This window comes from Exiguobacterium sp. SH3S1 (assembly GCF_004337105.1).
In the GTDB taxonomy this organism is placed as follows: domain Bacteria; phylum Bacillota; class Bacilli; order Exiguobacteriales; family Exiguobacteriaceae; genus Exiguobacterium; species Exiguobacterium aurantiacum_A.
In genome coordinates, this window is sequence record NZ_SJUW01000012.1 from 48,354 (window position 1) to 63,767 (window position 15,414).

The 15,414-nt window shown below is 53.6% G+C and carries 14 protein-coding genes; 6 read left to right on the forward strand and 8 right to left on the reverse strand.

Features of this window, described 5'->3' with window-relative positions; genetic code table 11:
• The first annotated feature begins 11 nt into the window (after positions 1-11).
• The 5 genes from EVJ26_RS12180 to EVJ26_RS12200 all read left to right on the forward strand — a co-directional run bounded on the left by EVJ26_RS12180 (position 12) and on the right by EVJ26_RS12200 (position 5,376).
• On the forward strand, positions 12-392 hold the full coding sequence (locus tag EVJ26_RS12180; protein ID WP_131458101.1) for a YisL family protein: 381 nt from the start codon (positions 12-14) through the stop codon (positions 390-392).
• A 101-nt stretch (positions 393-493) separates the two neighbouring features.
• Positions 494-1,495, forward strand: coding sequence for a class I SAM-dependent methyltransferase (locus tag EVJ26_RS12185; protein WP_131458100.1), 1,002 nt, complete (start codon positions 494-496; stop codon positions 1,493-1,495).
• A gap of 104 nt (positions 1,496-1,599) precedes the next feature.
• Positions 1,600-3,093, forward strand: coding sequence for a phytoene desaturase family protein (locus tag EVJ26_RS12190; RefSeq protein WP_131458099.1), 1,494 nt, complete (start codon positions 1,600-1,602; stop codon positions 3,091-3,093).
• A complete protein-coding gene (locus EVJ26_RS12195) occupies positions 3,090-4,568 on the forward strand; it encodes a phytoene desaturase family protein (RefSeq protein ID WP_131470595.1) in 1,479 nt (492 codons plus the stop codon). The genes EVJ26_RS12190 and EVJ26_RS12195 overlap by 4 nt, the downstream gene beginning before the upstream one ends.
• Entirely contained in the window at positions 4,537-5,376 is an 840-nt protein-coding gene (locus tag EVJ26_RS12200; RefSeq protein WP_131458097.1) for a phytoene/squalene synthase family protein, read from the forward strand. Before EVJ26_RS12195 ends, EVJ26_RS12200 begins: the two co-directional genes overlap by 32 nt.
• Before the next feature lie 66 nt (positions 5,377-5,442).
• On the opposite strand, the gene EVJ26_RS12205 is transcribed toward EVJ26_RS12200, so the two are convergent.
• The 7 genes from EVJ26_RS12205 to ybaK all read right to left on the reverse strand — a co-directional run bounded on the left by EVJ26_RS12205 (position 5,443) and on the right by ybaK (position 12,775).
• A protein-coding gene (locus EVJ26_RS12205) for an IS3 family transposase (protein ID WP_131466594.1) occupies positions 5,443-7,013 on the reverse strand; the annotation gives its coding sequence in 2 pieces (ribosomal slippage) (positions 5,443-6,374 and positions 6,374-7,013; 1,572 coding nt in all).
• A gap of 520 nt (positions 7,014-7,533) precedes the next feature.
• A complete protein-coding gene (locus tag EVJ26_RS12210; protein WP_131459106.1) occupies positions 7,534-9,000 on the reverse strand; it encodes a phytoene desaturase family protein in 1,467 nt (488 codons plus the stop codon).
• Between the two features lie 24 nt (positions 9,001-9,024).
• Positions 9,025-10,092 (reverse strand): glycosyltransferase family 2 protein, encoded by a 1,068-nt coding sequence (locus tag EVJ26_RS12215; protein WP_131459105.1) that lies wholly within the window; start codon positions 10,090-10,092, stop codon positions 9,025-9,027.
• Positions 10,089-10,787: a lysophospholipid acyltransferase family protein gene (locus EVJ26_RS12220; protein ID WP_131459104.1), complete on the reverse strand. Its 699-nt coding sequence runs from the start codon at positions 10,785-10,787 to the stop codon at positions 10,089-10,091. The genes EVJ26_RS12215 and EVJ26_RS12220 overlap by 4 nt, the downstream gene beginning before the upstream one ends.
• On the reverse strand, positions 10,753-11,502 hold the full coding sequence (locus tag EVJ26_RS12225) for a carotenoid biosynthesis protein (protein ID WP_131459103.1): 750 nt from the start codon (positions 11,500-11,502) through the stop codon (positions 10,753-10,755). Before EVJ26_RS12225 ends, EVJ26_RS12220 begins: the two co-directional genes overlap by 35 nt.
• Before the next feature lie 90 nt (positions 11,503-11,592).
• Positions 11,593-12,291, reverse strand: a complete 699-nt coding sequence (pssA, locus tag EVJ26_RS12230; protein ID WP_016508135.1) for a CDP-diacylglycerol--serine O-phosphatidyltransferase — start codon at positions 12,289-12,291, stop codon at positions 11,593-11,595.
• A gap of 19 nt (positions 12,292-12,310) precedes the next feature.
• Positions 12,311-12,775 carry a Cys-tRNA(Pro) deacylase gene (gene ybaK / locus EVJ26_RS12235; protein WP_131459102.1) on the reverse strand — a complete coding sequence of 155 codons (465 nt, stop codon included), beginning with the start codon at positions 12,773-12,775 and terminating at the stop codon, positions 12,311-12,313.
• A 154-nt stretch (positions 12,776-12,929) separates the two neighbouring features.
• On the opposite strand from ybaK, the gene EVJ26_RS12240 reads away from it, so the two are divergent.
• Positions 12,930-13,667 (forward strand): enoyl-CoA hydratase/isomerase family protein, encoded by a 738-nt coding sequence (locus EVJ26_RS12240; protein WP_131470596.1) that lies wholly within the window; start codon positions 12,930-12,932, stop codon positions 13,665-13,667.
• Between the two features lie 35 nt (positions 13,668-13,702).
• Here EVJ26_RS12240 and EVJ26_RS12245 read toward each other — a convergent pair whose 3' ends face one another.
• A complete protein-coding gene (locus tag EVJ26_RS12245) occupies positions 13,703-15,061 on the reverse strand; it encodes an MATE family efflux transporter (RefSeq protein ID WP_131470597.1) in 1,359 nt (452 codons plus the stop codon).
• Positions 15,062-15,414: the final 353 nt, after the last annotated feature.

Consider the following 15,414-nt stretch of genomic DNA (forward strand, 5'->3'; position numbering starts at 1 on the left):
GGGATTTTTGAATGCCATTGACAGCATTTCTACACACGCACGTGACGAGTTGGATTTTACTACTCGTCTTGTTCGCTGTCGCCTATATCGGCTACAAGAACGGAAATAAGAGCGGCAAGATCGCGCATATGGCGTTTCGCCTCATGTTGCTCATCGCGTTCGGTACAGGACTTTATTTGTACTTGCAACTGAACGGAGGCGGCATGTTCTACCACGTGAAAATCACAATCGGATTACTCGCACTCATCTTCGGTGAGATGACGCTCATTCGTTTGAAAAAAAGAAAACCATCGGGCGCTATGTTTGGCGGCTTCGTGGCACTGTCACTCGTGACGATCTTTATCGGTTACGCGTTGCCGTACGGTCAGTCGTTCTTCAGCAACTTTATTTGAGTCACATCCCACTTCACACATCGGAGTGGGATTTTTTTGTTTGTCCGCAAATTATTAGGGGAAAATAAAAAAATCAGGAATAACGATGATGAGGTGAAACGATGGATCAACAAACGAATGAATGGTCGCGTGTATTACATGCGCGTAGATGGATGAAGCAAACTGAATCGTTCTTGCCGTTATGGCACGGCTACATCGGCTACAAATACGGATTGTTCGATGCGCTTCAAGGCGGGGCGAGCTTCGCTGAAATGACGCTGCGCTTGAAGCAGCCGCTCACGAAACTCGCACTCGAGCGTTGGTTAGAAGTCGGGGTCGCCGTGCGCCACTTGAAGAAGAAAGGATGGCGCTATTTTCCAACGCGTAGCTTGAGGTATCAGCTCTCGCTCAAAGACGAACGCAGCATCGGATTCATGCTTCAAGAGATGATGGAACTTCATATCCCGGCACTCATCGCCTACCCAGACTTTTTAGAGTCCGGCAAACAGAAGACGTTCGACGGTGCGACACACGGGAAAGTCGTCGCTCAAACGTCGACGCTCGTCGAAACGGTCGCTTTTCCGGTCGTCCAACAGCTGCTCCGCCAAGCGGACGTCAAGACGATGCTTGATATCGGATGCGGCCACGGGGGCTATTTGCGGAAACTCCACGGTCTTGAGCCGGATTGGAAGTTGACCGGGATCGACCTCGAACAAAAAGTGATCGAAGAGGCACGTGAGCAAGATGAGACGGGTGAGATTCGTTACGAAGTGGCCGATTTCATGGAATGGGATCACGACGAGCGGTTCGATGTCGTCATGATGAACAATATGCTTTACTATTTCTCGCCCGAGCAGCGGATTGGACTGTTAGAGCGGATGCTCAGCAATCTTGATACGGCAGGTGTCGCCGTCCTCGTCACACCGCTCGCGGAGTCACCGCTAGGCGCCCGCTTCGCTTCGGCGTTCAACGCGTTTATGACGCTCCACGATAACCTCCATCCGCTCCCGACGACTCGTCAGTTGCGCCGGCAATTGGAACAGGTCGGCTTCGAGAAAGTACGTTTCGTCCCGTTTATTCCGGAAGGATCTTGGTATATCGTCATCGCCGAACGTGGAGATTGAAACGTCTAGCGTACAGCGAACCGATTCAGATTTGAACTTGTGTTCAGTCATTTCTATAATAGAATAGAAGTATAAGAGACTTTTCACATAGGGAGTTGTTCAACGTGTCGGAAAAAAGAGTCGCAGTGATCGGTGCCGGGCCAGGTGGGCTTGCTGCCGCAATGATCTTGTCGAGCCGTGGTGTGGATGTAACTGTATTTGAAAAACAACCGTTTGTCGGTGGACGGACGTCACGTCTGCAAGTCGGGGAGTTCGCGTTCGATCGTGGCCCGACTTTTTTGAATATGCCGTATATTCTTGAAGAGATGTTCGAGGAGACGGGACGGGATTTGGCTGATTATGTCGATATGAAGCGATTAGAACCGATGTACGATCTTTACTTTGATCGCGGACAAAGCGTGCTATCGATGACGACCGACCGCGACCAGATGCGTCAATCGATTGAAGAGATGTTCCCCGGCAACGGCGAAGGATACGACCGATTCATGGCAGACCAGGCGGTCAAACTATCGAAGCTCATGCCGGTGCTCCAGACCGCCCATGATAAGCTGACGGATTACGTGTCGACACGCGTCTTGAAGGCGTTGCCGTTCCTCTCGATCGGAAAATCGCTATACGACGTGCTGTCTGAATACTTTACGAGTGAAGAACTCAAATACTCGTTCACGTTCCAAGCGAAGTACCTCGGGATGTCGGCTTGGGACTGTCCGGGTGGGTTCTCGATCTTGTCGTATATGGAACATGCTTACGGCGTCCATCATCCGATCGGCGGGGTGAACCAACTCTGTTCGGCGATGGCCCGTGTCATCGAGGAGGAAGGCGGGACGATCCGGTTAGGTGAAGCAGTCGACCGTCTATTGCTCGACGGGAAACGTGTCAACGGACTCGTGGCGAACAACGTCCATTACGCGTTTGACGAAGTCATCGTCGGGGCGGATTTTGCCCATGCGATGACGACGCTCGTACCGAGCGATACGCTAACGCGCTGGAGTCCGAAACAGTTGAAGAAGAAGCGCTATTCTTGCTCGACGTTCATGCTCTACCTCGGACTTGATCGCGTCTACGATGAGGTCGGCCACCATTCGATTCACTTTGCGGATGATTATGAGCGCAACGTCAAAGAAATGACGCAAGACTTGAAGCTGAGCGAGGATTTCTCGTTCTACGTTCAAAACGCGTCACGGATCGACCCGACGCTCGCGCCAGCCGGCAAGTCGTCGCTCTACGTGCTCGTACCGGTGCCGAACAATCTGTCAAACCTTCCTTGGGACACGCTCGAGGAAAAGATGACCGAACTCGTCTTGGACGCACTCGAGACACGTTCGCCTTACCGGAACGTCCGCGACCATATCGAAGTGATGCAGGCGCTCACCCCGAACGATTGGGAAGCGTTTGGGGTCTATGAAGGGGCAACGTTCAACCTTGGACATAACTTGTCGCAAATGATGTACTTCCGTCCGCACAATCAGTTCGAAGAGCTCGACCATGTCTGGCTCGTCGGCGGTGGGACGCATCCAGGCAGCGGACTGCCGACGATTTTTGAATCGGCACGAATCACGGCCAACTTGCTTCGGGACCGGGCGGGTGTCGGACGATGAACATCAGTTTCGTTGGTGCCGGTATCGGGTCGCTTTACGCCGCCTTGCTATGGACTCATAAGCATCCATCGACCCAAGTGACGATTTATGAGAAAGAGGACCGGGTCGGTGGGCGGCTCAACTATGTCGAGTTCGAGAACGGTGCTCGCATCGATGAAGGACCGACAATCGTCTTGTTGCCGAGCAAGCTGAAGAGCCAACTGCAAGAAGCTGGGTTTCCCGAACAGGAACTCGAACTGCTCGAAGTCGATCCGCTCTATCGCCTCCGTTACGAAGATGGGACGACGTTTCACAAATATCACGACATCGATCGTCAAGCCGAAGAGATTGAACGATTTTTCGGCGAAGGTGAATCGTTCCGTCGTTACATGGGACAAAAGCGCGAGGAATACAAAATCGGTTTTGACACGTTTTTAAACCGTGGCTATAAAGGCAAGACCGACTTGTTCGAGCCGAGACTGCTCATGTTGCTCATGCGCCTGAAAGCGTATGAATCGGCTCATGAGAACATGAAGCGGTTCTTTAAAGATGAGCGGCTCCGGGTCGCCTATAGTCTGCAGACGCTCTACATCGGCGGCAACCCTTATGAGACGCCGTCCCTGTACGGCTTGATCCCATATCGCGAGCAAGAAGAAGGAATCTGGTACGTACGAGGAGGATATTTCTCGCTTGCGACGAAGTTAGAACAAGAGCTGAAGAAGCGGGGCGTCACGTTCAAGCTGAACACGCCGGTAGAACGCGTCCGCGTCCAAGACGGCCGTGCCAACGCCGTCTTCGTCGATGGCGTCCCTCATCCGTATGATGCGGTCGTCGTCAATGGAGACTTCCCGCTCATGGAACGTCTGATTGATGGAATCAAGCCGAAAGCGTACGAACCGTCGAGCGGCACGCTGCTCCTCTATTTCACGGTGGACGGCGAGATCGAACTCCCGGTGCATCAGTTCGATTTGCCGAACGATTTTGCCGGGTCGATGCGCACGATCTTTGAAGATGGTAAACTGAGCAAGTATCCTGCGATGTATACGTTCAATCCGTCGCTCATCGATTCGACGCTCGCACCAGTTGGGACGAGTGTGCTTTATGTCCTTGTGCCGGTACCGCGCAAGTTAGAGCGACAAGATTTTGAACAGAGCGGGGCAATTGAACGTCTCGTGTCCCGGATCGAAGGGATGGTCCCTAAATTTAGAGACCGTGTCATCGAGATGAAAGTCCGGACACCGATGGACGCGGAACGGTTCGGGTTGTTCGAAGGCGGGAGTTTTGGGATTGCCCCGAAACTTTCACAGTCGGCAGCATTCAAGCCGCAAGCCCGTCCATACGCCCAAATCGAGCGGCTCTATGCCGTCGGTGCCTCCGTACATCCATGCGGTGGTGTCCCGATCGTGATGATCGGCTCACAGTTGTTAGTGAAAAGAATGGAAGAAGAAATGGGGGCATTGTACCATGACGAGGCAAGAAGCGTATCGTCAATGTGAAGAAGTGATGAAGAAAGGCTCACTCACGTTTTATCGGGCCTTCTCCCTGCTTTCAAAACCGGACCGCCAGGCTGTCGCCGCGGTCTATACGTTTTGCCGGACGTTAGACGATGCGGTCGACGAGTCAGCGTATCCTGAGGAAAGTTTGACCGCATTTCTGGCGGAGTTCGACCGCTTTTTAGCCGGCAACGACCCAGACGGCGCTCTTTGGATTGCTTTACGCGACGTTTGGCAGCGCTATGACATGGACGTCGAACCGTTCTTCGAGTTAGCGGAAGGCATGAAGTGGGATTTACATAAGACACGTTACACGACACTTGAAGAGACGGAGCAGTACGGCTATTATGCGGCCAGCACGGTCGGTTTGATGTTGTTACCAATCCTTGTCCCGGACGCGAACATGGAAGCGCGGCAACAACTGAAGCAAGGCGCGATCGACCTCGGCATCGCTATGCAGTTGACGAACATCCTTCGCGACGTCGGTGAGGACTTGGACCGGGACCGGATTTATGTACCGCGTACGCTCTTAGCGCAGCACGCGATGTCAGAGACCGATCTGTTTGAACGGAAAGTGACACCTCAGTTCGTTGAAGTGTGGGAGACGATGGCCAACCGGGCGGAAATGCTATACCGCAGTGCCCGTGAGACGCATCACTTGTATCCGGCGACGAGTCGAAAGCCGGTCCAAGCCGCGGCGCTCCTCTACGAAGGTATATTAGATGCGGCCCGAAGTAACGACCATGATGTCTTTACGAAGCGCGCTTACGTATCGACACTTCAAAAAGGAAAGCTGTTAGCGAGACTTTGAAAAAGACCCGATTGCGAGAGTGAACTGCTCCCCGTCAAGTAGACAGGGTAAATAATGAAAACCAGCCTAGGCGGCTTGAGCCCTGTATTCGACAGGGCTCAAGCCGTTTAGTCGTTTCTGGAGACGATCATGGTTGTAGAACGATATGTAGGCCTCGATGGCCGACGTGAGTTCGCTATAGGCCTGGAACTCACGCAGGTAGTACATCTCGACTTTCAGGGTACCCCAAAAACCCTCGATCGGGGCGTTGTCGAGACAACGTCCGACGCGAGACATGCTGTGGGTCAGTTTTGCGTCTTCCACCATGCGTTTGAACCCTCTCGATGTATATTGAAACCCTCGGTCGCTATGGATCATCGGACCCGCTCCTGTACGGAGCCCCGCGATCGCTGGGATCATCGTCTGGAAGACGAGCCCATTGTTGTTGGATTTCCCGATGCGATAGGCGACGATCGAGCCGTCATAGAGGTCGATGATCGCGCTCAGATACGCCCTCCTCCCGGCGCCATATTTGAACTCGGTGACGTCGGTGCACCATTTCTCGTCCGGTCGGGACGCGCTGAATTCTCGGTTCATCAGGTTCTCGGCCACATGCTGCGGTGAAGACTTTTTGTACCGTTTTCGCTTCTGGCGGATGACCGAACGGATCTCGTGGATGCGCATGAGACGATAGACCCGCTTCTCGTTGTATGCCGGTAGGCCATGCTGGCGTCGTCTCCGATTGACCGTCATGGTGATCCGTCGATACCCGTAGGTCCCGTTCACCTGGTCGTAGAGGAGACGGATGTCCTCCAGTAGACTCAAGTTCTCTTCCTCGCGTACCGAGACGGTACGTTTTAACCATTTATAATAGGCGGCCCGTGAGACCTGCGCGATCTCGCATAAGAGCACGACCGGGAACGTGTCGCTTATCGACATTTCCTTGATGGCCGTGTAACGCAATTGTAGCCGGATCTGGCTGATCAACCTCTCCTCTCGATCTCCTCTAACTTTTTTAGGAACAGGTTCTCGGCCCGAAGGCGCTCGTTCTCCCGCTCGATCTGTTGGATGCGACGTTCAAGCTTCTCCTCGTTGGTCAGTTCCTCTTCTTGCTTTGTCCGTCCGCGCCGGTCCTCGAGCCCGTGCACGCCGTCGGCGTCATATTTTTTCGTCCAGCCATAGACCTGCTGGTACGACACGGCGAATATCTCGGCCGTCCGTTGATAGTTCCGTCCGTTGTCCAGGCAATACCTGACGATCTCCATGCGTTCCTCGAATGTTGTCTTTCTCCCTTTGGCCATAGCTCGATCCATCCCTTTTCTCGAATCTGTTAACTCGCTATGACCAGTATACTTCTTGATCCACCGATATAGAACCGACCAACTACTAATATGATATTTGGAGAGAACCTCCATTTTGGTGAACCCATCGAGATAGTCACGTACGGCCGCGATCTTCTGTTCCTTGGTGTAATGTTTCCATGTCTTCGACTCCTTCAACGCATCGATCCCACCGGTATCGAATTTCACTTTCCACAACTGAAGGGTATCCATAGAGACGTCATGAGCCTCCTCGATTTCCTTCCAGGTGCATGTTCCTTCTTCCAGCATACGTAGTGCACTCAGTTTTTGTTCAATCGAATGCCGACTTCTCGCCATAAAAAAACACTCCCCAATAGATAAACAGATTTGTTATTTCATCTGTCTACCTATTGGGGAGCATATCAGAGCAATCGGGTCTTTTGCTGAACAGACTCGAGCCTGTAGACACCGTCTGCAGGCTTTTAGGATACAAAAAACCACTTTTGGCGGGGGACCAAAAGTGGCGTAAGCGTTATGTGATCCGTTCATCGGGGAAACGAACGAATCGGACGTGATGAACCCTAAAGATGTGCCTCGTTTCATGGGGAATGAAACGATGGGGCATCTTCGCTGAAGTAGGATGCTTGATGGACTAAGGGGGAACATCAGACGCATGCTATTCCAGCAGCGGGAAACGAGTGGGGAAACTCGCTCATCACTTTTTTCTCGGGTGTGACAAGTTCAAAACGCGATTGGCTCGGGGAAGCCATTCGATCGCTACAGGTGTAACAAACGTTACAATACTGCTTGAACTCGATATGATGTTATCACGTCTGTGACTTGTCGACAAGTGTCGAATCTTCTGTTCACAAAATGTTCAAATTGTCAGAGGTATGTCCTCCAACATCGAACGAGCAGCAAACTGTCCTGAAAGCGTCACCATTGGACTGCCGCCGCCAGGATGGGTCGATCCACCCGCAAACCAGATGTTCGAGACGTCTTCCGAGCGCGAGGCCGGACGGAAAAACGCACCTTTTTTCGAGTTTGCTGACGTTCCGTATAACGAGCCATAATACGCATAAAAATCACGCGTCAAGTCAAGCGGGGTCACGCGGCGGTGGAACAAGACGTCAGCATCGTCCCAATCGACGCCGAATGTGCGCAGCCGTCGACGGATCAAATGTTCGTACGTCTCGGCATCGATGTCGGTCAAGTGGGCCGGAGCGTTGACGAGGATGAACAGATTGTCCCCGGCCTCACCCATGGACGGGTCGGTGTAGGCCGAGTTCGAGATGTAGATCGTCGGCTCATCGGCGTAGCGTTCTTCGTCGAACAAGGCACGGAACTCAGCCTCGTAATCGTCCGAGAAGTAGACGTTATGATGGGCGAGATTTAGACGTTTGTTCAGTCCGACCATCATGACGAAAGCAGAGACGGATGGCTCGACCGTATCCCGGGTCGGTACCGGGAACGATGGACGATGGACCGCATCGACGAGCCGGGGATATTGGGTCAATAGCTCCCCGTTCAAAAGGACGGCATCGCAAGACATGACTTCTTCATGGTCGATGACGACAGCATGCGCCTTACCGTTCATGACTTCAATCTTTGTGACTTCATGACCGAGTCGGAACTCGACACCGAGCTCGCTCGCACGTTTGGCGAAACCTTTGGCGATCGTCCAGTTCCCGCCTTTGGCGAAATAGACGCCATCGTTCAACTCAAGATGTGAGATCAAGGCGAACGTGCCGGGCGTGACGTAAGGGCTGCTGCCGATATACGTCGCGTAACGGTCGAGTGCTTGGATGATGCGCGGGTCTTTAAAATATTTTTTATGGAGCGCGTGCAAACTCTTAAGCGGATGGACCTTCATCATATCGGCCCAAAGACCGGTGTCGATTTTTGTGTCCATTCGAGTGAAGAAACGATTGTTGGCAATCTCAAATAGCTTTTCAGCCTCGTCCAAGTACGCCGCCAATTGATTTTTGTCGGCTTTGTCACCGGTCAAGCGCCGGACTTCAGCTTCCATTTGTTCCCGTTCGGAGTGGAATGTGAACGTCGACCCGTCGGAGAAGTGATTGACCGTATGCGAGTCGAGTTTGACGAGTTCAAAATAATCCTCTGGGTTGGCCCCGCTGTTCCGGATGACGGAACGGAACACGTCCGGCATCGTGATCGTGTTTGGCCCGAAGTCGAAGCGGTGACCGTCCGTGATGATCGGCATGAGCTTACCACCGACGTGCTCATTTTTTTCGATGACGGTCACATCGTACCCGCGAGCCGCTAGTGTGACGGCGGCGCTCAGGCCTCCGAGACCGGCCCCGATAATAGCGATTTGTTTCATTGCAATGCGCCTCCTAACAATTTTCTAATGATACATCCGGCCTTTCCAAGTGATCGGTTTTCGTCTCCATTTTCGGACGACCGCGTTTGTGAGTAGGACGAGGTAGGCGACCAGACTGAACGGATGGAGCCAAAAATGGCGCCCGCCCGACTTCAAGTCGATGGCTAGCCGTGCGAACAAGACGAACAGGCTCGCTCCGAGCGATATCCAGTCTGGTCGGATGAGCAGGAAGATGAACGCCGATAACTGGACGCCGTAGTAAAGGGAAAAATAAAGGGCGATGCCCACTGCTTCATTCATTCCCTTGAATACGTTTTTTGAAAACCCGTTCCAGACTTCCTCGTTCGTCGCATACATATCGCACGTGATATAAGGTGAGACGTTGACGAGCGACGTCACTTTTTTACGGCGCTTAAATTCGCGGCATAAATCGATATCATCAATCAGGGAGTCGTGGATCGAGGCGTGACCGCCGACTTCCTCGTAACTAGTCCGTTCGACCAAGACGTTCATCCCGTTCGCGGCGGCGAAGGCGGGATGTCTCACTTTTCGCCAAAACAGCGGCAAGTGCTGGGCGATCAAGACGTGTTGCATCGGAATGAGCAGTTTACCGAGCCACGTCGGCGTCGGGAAACGGGGGAAGCCGGATAAAAAGACGGCGCCTTCCCGGACGAGCGTTCCGTGCATGCGGCCGACGAAGCTCGGGTCGATGGTCACATCGGCGTCGAGAAACAATAAGTAAGGTTCACGTGTCTGTATCGCCAATTGATGACAGGCGTGTACTTTTCCGGACCAGCCGTCGGTGAGCGGAACACCGCGCAAGATCGTGAACCGGTCGTCCGAGGCGATTTCCCGCACGAGCGCGTCATACGTCCCGTCCTCAGAGCGATCCTCATATAAGTAGACGTGACAGCCGGCGGTGAGGGCTGGCTTTAAACTGTTGATTAATTTCGGGACGTTCCGCTCCTCGTTGCGGAGTGGGACGCAAAGCGCGGTCGGCGGCACCGGAATCGGGGCCGTGAGCGGACGAAGAAATGCCAAGTTGACCAACGTGAAGAGAAACATGAGTCCAGTGAGCACGAATAGGATCATTGTTGCCTCCTCCCGATGTTGAGCAAGTGCTCTGTCCAGTCGGCGAGCCCGCGTCGTGGCGGGAACAACGACATGTATCGGTCCGACTGGGCGATCACATCGTAGCGCGTGTCATCATAGAGCCGTTCGAGCGCCGCGGCGAGCTCTTGCTTTTGCTCCCGGCGTGTCGTCGAGACGACGGTATGGGTCCGGAACCGGACGTAGACGACCGGGGACGCATGAGACGCGAACGCGTAGTAGATGGCACAAAGCCGGACCTCAGGTTTTGCGAGTAGCATCGTCGCACCCGTCCCGATCTCAAGCGGCCGGTGCTCTTGTGGGTATTCACGGCCTTGCGGGAACACCCACACCGATTTCCCGACGGACAAGAGCTGATTGGCATAGTTGAGAGAAGCGCGAATGTCGGATAACTTCCCTTTTTTGATGGAAAAGGCGCCTAAATGACGGAAGAACGGAAAGCGTCGCAATCCGTCCTCATCCATCAGGACGTGAACGTCGTGCCGTAAATAATACTCGTTCAACATGAGCAAGATGAGTCCGTCCCACCACGAGCTGTGCGTGCTTAAAAAGAGGCCCGGCGTCGGAACGTCATCAGCCCGAACGTTGATCGTGTGAAAGAACGGTCGGATCTGGTGTTCTTTGACGAACGTTGAAAAGATGTTACTGAACCATTTCTTTTTGTTCGCTTCGATCATGACGCAACCTCCGTTCCAAATAGATGACGCTTGCCGTTACAATACTTAACACACCGATCCCATAAAGACCGGCGTTGACCGCGGTGACACCGAACAAGGCGTGAAGCATGACGAACAAGTAGCGTCCGTGCATGAGTAAAGTCGGCTCCGCTTCGACTTCGAAGCGGTCGAGCAACCATGAGAAGATGAGCGACAGTCCGAACCATCCGACGAAGTTTTGCGTCGGGATGTCATAATAGAGACCATCATTGGCCCATTCCCAGTAGCCTTTCACGTTGGCTGCGACCGGATCGATCGCCATGTCTAACCAGACCGCCAAAAACGGGACGAGCCAGAGCGTCCGTCGCTTGAACGCGAACAGGCGGGCGACAGCGAAGCTTGCGCCGATGACGGCGAGCCAGGCCGCACCAATCGTGACCGGTACGCCGAACACGGTCGGACCGAACGCTTCGGCATAAATATACTCGCTGAACGGGAACCCGGTTTTGACACCGAGCGTCTCGACGGCGATCGAGCCGAAAAAGATGAACGGCACGATGAAACGGGCGTGACGGACCCCGTCGGCAATGACAAATCCTCCGATGAGACCGGCGAGCCATAAGAAGACCGGGTTCGCCCATTCGAGCCAACTCGGCAGTAAATCAAAGCCGACGAGAACAACGCCGACGACGTACCAGACTAAAAATAATTTCCAAATCCATGGATACACTTTCATCAAATCACCTCACCTTCTATTCTAAAGAGGTTTTCGACATCCGTCTAATGAATGCATGCACAAAAAAAGAGCCCCTGCTAGAGGGACTCATCAATTCGCCATGCGCTTCCGTTTTTTCACAAATGAGAAAGCGATGAACAGGATGTAGAACGGGATGGCGATGAACCAAAACGTCGGCCATTCTTTCCACCGGGCGAACGTCATATACGTCAAATAGACGAGACTGAACGTGATGATGAACGAGTGACGCGGCAACGGTACGTCTTTAAAACTCGGAATACGAACCCGGCTCACCATGAGCAAGGCGAGACCGGTAAAGAAGATCGGGGTGAGCAGTTCGTTGACGCGATCGCCAAACGTCGTCACGACGGCGAGCAATCCACCGGCTGCCGTGATCGGGACGCCTGAGAAATAGCTTGCCGTGACGTTCGTCGCCGACAAGTTGAACCGGGCTAGGCGATAGGCGCCGAAGAGCGGGAACAGGGCGGCGAAGAAGAGCCCGTAATTCCCGTAATCGATAAAGAACGTATAGTAAGCAAGTAACGCCGGGGCGACGCCGAACGTGACGACGTCAGCGAGCGAATCAAGCTCTTTTCCGAAGTCACCGTCTACCCCGAGCATACGGGCGAGACGGCCGTCGAGGCTGTCGAGCATCATCGCGATGATGATCAGGAGTGTCGCATTCGAGAAATCGCCGCGCGCGGCGTAGACGATGGCGAGGACGCCACAAAATAAGTTACCGAATGTAAATGAGTTAGGAACCCACGAACGGATTCGTTCTTTCCACATAGTATTGCCTCCATCTTTGTCATTGAGTGAACCAGCGGCCGTCCGTGAAGCGGATCAAGTCGTCCGGTGTTAATTCGATTTGATAGCCACGTTTTCCGGCCGAGATGATGATCTTGTCTTTTTGTTTCGCGCTGTCATGCAGGAAGACGGGGAAACGCTTTTTCGCTCCGATCGGTGAGACGCCGCCGCGGATGTAGCCGGTCAGCGCTTCAAGCTCTTTCATCGGGACGGGCGACGCTTTCTTCGCGCCCCACGCTTTAGCGGCCGCCTTTAAATCGATATCTAAATCTCCTGAGATGAGGAAGAAGGCGTACTTCCGTTGCTCGTTCTCGAGGCAAATCGTCTTATACAGTTGGTCGAGCGGCTTATCGAGTGATGCGGCGACATGTTTTGCGGAGACATCGGACTCATCCACTACATAAGAATGATAAGTGAACGGGATGTTCCGTTGTTTTAATTGTCTTGCGGCATTCGTCAGTTGCACCAGTCCCACCCTTTCGTTGAACGACTCCTCTAAGAATAGCAAATAGTGGTAGCGTCGGGCAATCGAACTTGAAAAGTTTTGGTGTCAGGAAGGAAACAGAATGGACGATAGAGAAATGAACAGTGATTCATTTTTTTAAAAGGGGGATTATTTCATGGAAACAATTCAAGTGGAACGGCACAACGGGGTAGGCTGGCTCAAATGGAACCGTCCGGAAAAATTGAACGCGCTGAACGAGACGTTGTTACGCGAAGCAAGACAGGCGCTCGAACAACTTGAAGCCGACGAATCGGTCCGAGTCATCGTGCTGATCGGGGAAGGGCGCGCCTTCTCGTCCGGTCAAGATTTGACGATCGAGAGTGACGCCGATTATGGCACGTATTTAGAGGACGTCTACCATCCGCTCGTCCGGGCACTCTCGGATTGCCGGAAGCCAATCGTTGCCGGCATCCACGGTGTCGTCGCTGGGGCAGGACTCAGTCTAGCGCTTGCGGCCGACGTTCGCCTCGTCGCCCGTTCGACGAAGTTCAGCTCGGCGTTCATCAAGATCGGCCTCGTCGCAGACGCCGGTGGGCCATATCATTTGCGTCGTTTGATGCGCCAAGACGTCGCGCTCGATTGGATGTGGAGCGGCAGCACGATCGACGCCGAACAAGCTGAGGCGTTCGGTCTCGTCACTGAACTGATCGAGGATGAGGCGTATCTTGCCCGTCTCACGGCCTACGCCGAGACGCTCGCGGCAAAATCACCGACGGCCGTACAAGGGATGAAGGCGCTCCTTCGCGAGTCATCGTTTGAAGACGGGCTCGCGCAAGAGATCCACTGGCAACGGGAATGCGGCAAGACCGAGGTGCATCAACGGGCGATGCAAGCATTTTTAAGTAAAAAATAAGGGAAGCGGTCGTGTTGACCGCTTCCCTTATTCGTTCAAGAGGATGGTTTGGCTTCGAACTGGAAGCCTTTTTGTTGCCACTTGCCGTACTTCCACCGTCGGAAAGCGAAGAAGCCGCGGAACCACTCGTCGAGCGAGAACGCAAGCCAAATCCCGAGCACACCGAGTCCGAAATGAATCCCGAACAAGTAACTGAAGACGACGGCGACGCCCCACATCGAGGCGACCCCAATCATGACCGGGAAGCGGACGTCTCCGACCGACTTGAGTGACCCCATCAGAACGATGTTCATGGCGCGACCCGGCTCAAGAATGAGCGTCGCCCATAGGATCGGGATACCGACGGCGATGATGTCCGGGTTCGACGTGAACAAGCCGAGCAAGGATTTCCCGAACACGGCGAGGCCGAGCGAGGCGACGAGCGAAGAGAACATGGCAATCTTCAACGTCCGGACTGCCCGGGTATACGCCTCCTTGAACCGCTTCCCGCCGACGTCGCGGGCAATCAATAGCTGTGTCCCTTGGGCGATGGCGACCGTGAACAAAAATGCGAGCATCGATAAGTTCATCACGTAGACGCGAGCGGCGAGCGAGGCGTCACCCATCGTCGCGATGAAGCCGGTGATGACAATTTGTGAAAACTGGTACGACAAGTTCTCTCCTGCCGAAGGAACACCGATTTGTAAGAGTGCTTGAATATCATCGCGTTTTGGACGAATCAACTCTTTGAGCGGGAACCGCATCATGAGGCGGCGTTTGACGATCCAAAACAACAATATCATGGCCGACAAACGAGCGATGACGATGGCCCAGGCGACACCGGCGACACCCGTCACTGGGAGACCGAACCAGCCTGTCACGGCGAGCATGGCTCCTGCTGCCGTGATGACATCGATCAAAAGCGTCGCGAGCATGGCATGTTTCGTCATGCCGTGGCTGCGCAACACCGCGCTGAGCGCCATGATGAGCGCTTCGGTGAAGAGCGATAAGCCGACGATTTGTAAGAACAGCAGACCGTAACCGAACAGCTCATCCGACAGACCGAACAAGCGAAGGAACGTCTCGCCGAACAAGAAGACGACGACGACCATGACGACGCCGAGCCACATGTTCAAGCTGACGGCAGAGCGGGCAAAGTCCCGGCTCTTCTTCATCCGACCGGCACCGATCGCCTGACCGATCAAGATCGTCGCGCCGACGGAGGTGACGCTGAAGACGATTAAGAAGACGTTCAACAATTGGTTGGCGACGCCGACCGCTGAAGCGGCGGCATCGGAATACTGGGCGAGCATGAGCGTGGCGATGATCCCGGTCCCCATGTGGAGCGCGAGCTCGATGAAGATCGGCCACGAGATTTTAAATAGGCTGAGCTGTTCGGTGTTTTTGGTTGGCATGAATGTTCCCCTTTTGTTCAAAAATTCTTTATATGAAATATTTATCTTTTAAAAATTACAATGGTCATGTTACTCCTTTTGAAATGAAAAAGAAAGAGATTTGCCAAATTATTTTCAACAAAAAAAACCACCCAAGCAAATGGGGAGGGCACTGAAAAACCTCCGCTCTATCCGAGCGTGAACAGAAAAAAGGGCGATTGGACCGACTCAAGTCGGGACAATCGCTCTTTTTCCTTGCCCTTATCCTGTTTTTTCTTTTGAGAGGGTGATGATCCGCTTCAGGTTTACCGCGATGATCGCCATCACGCTCTGTAACGTCATGCCTTTCAGGTCTGACGTTTTGTTTCGCGCCA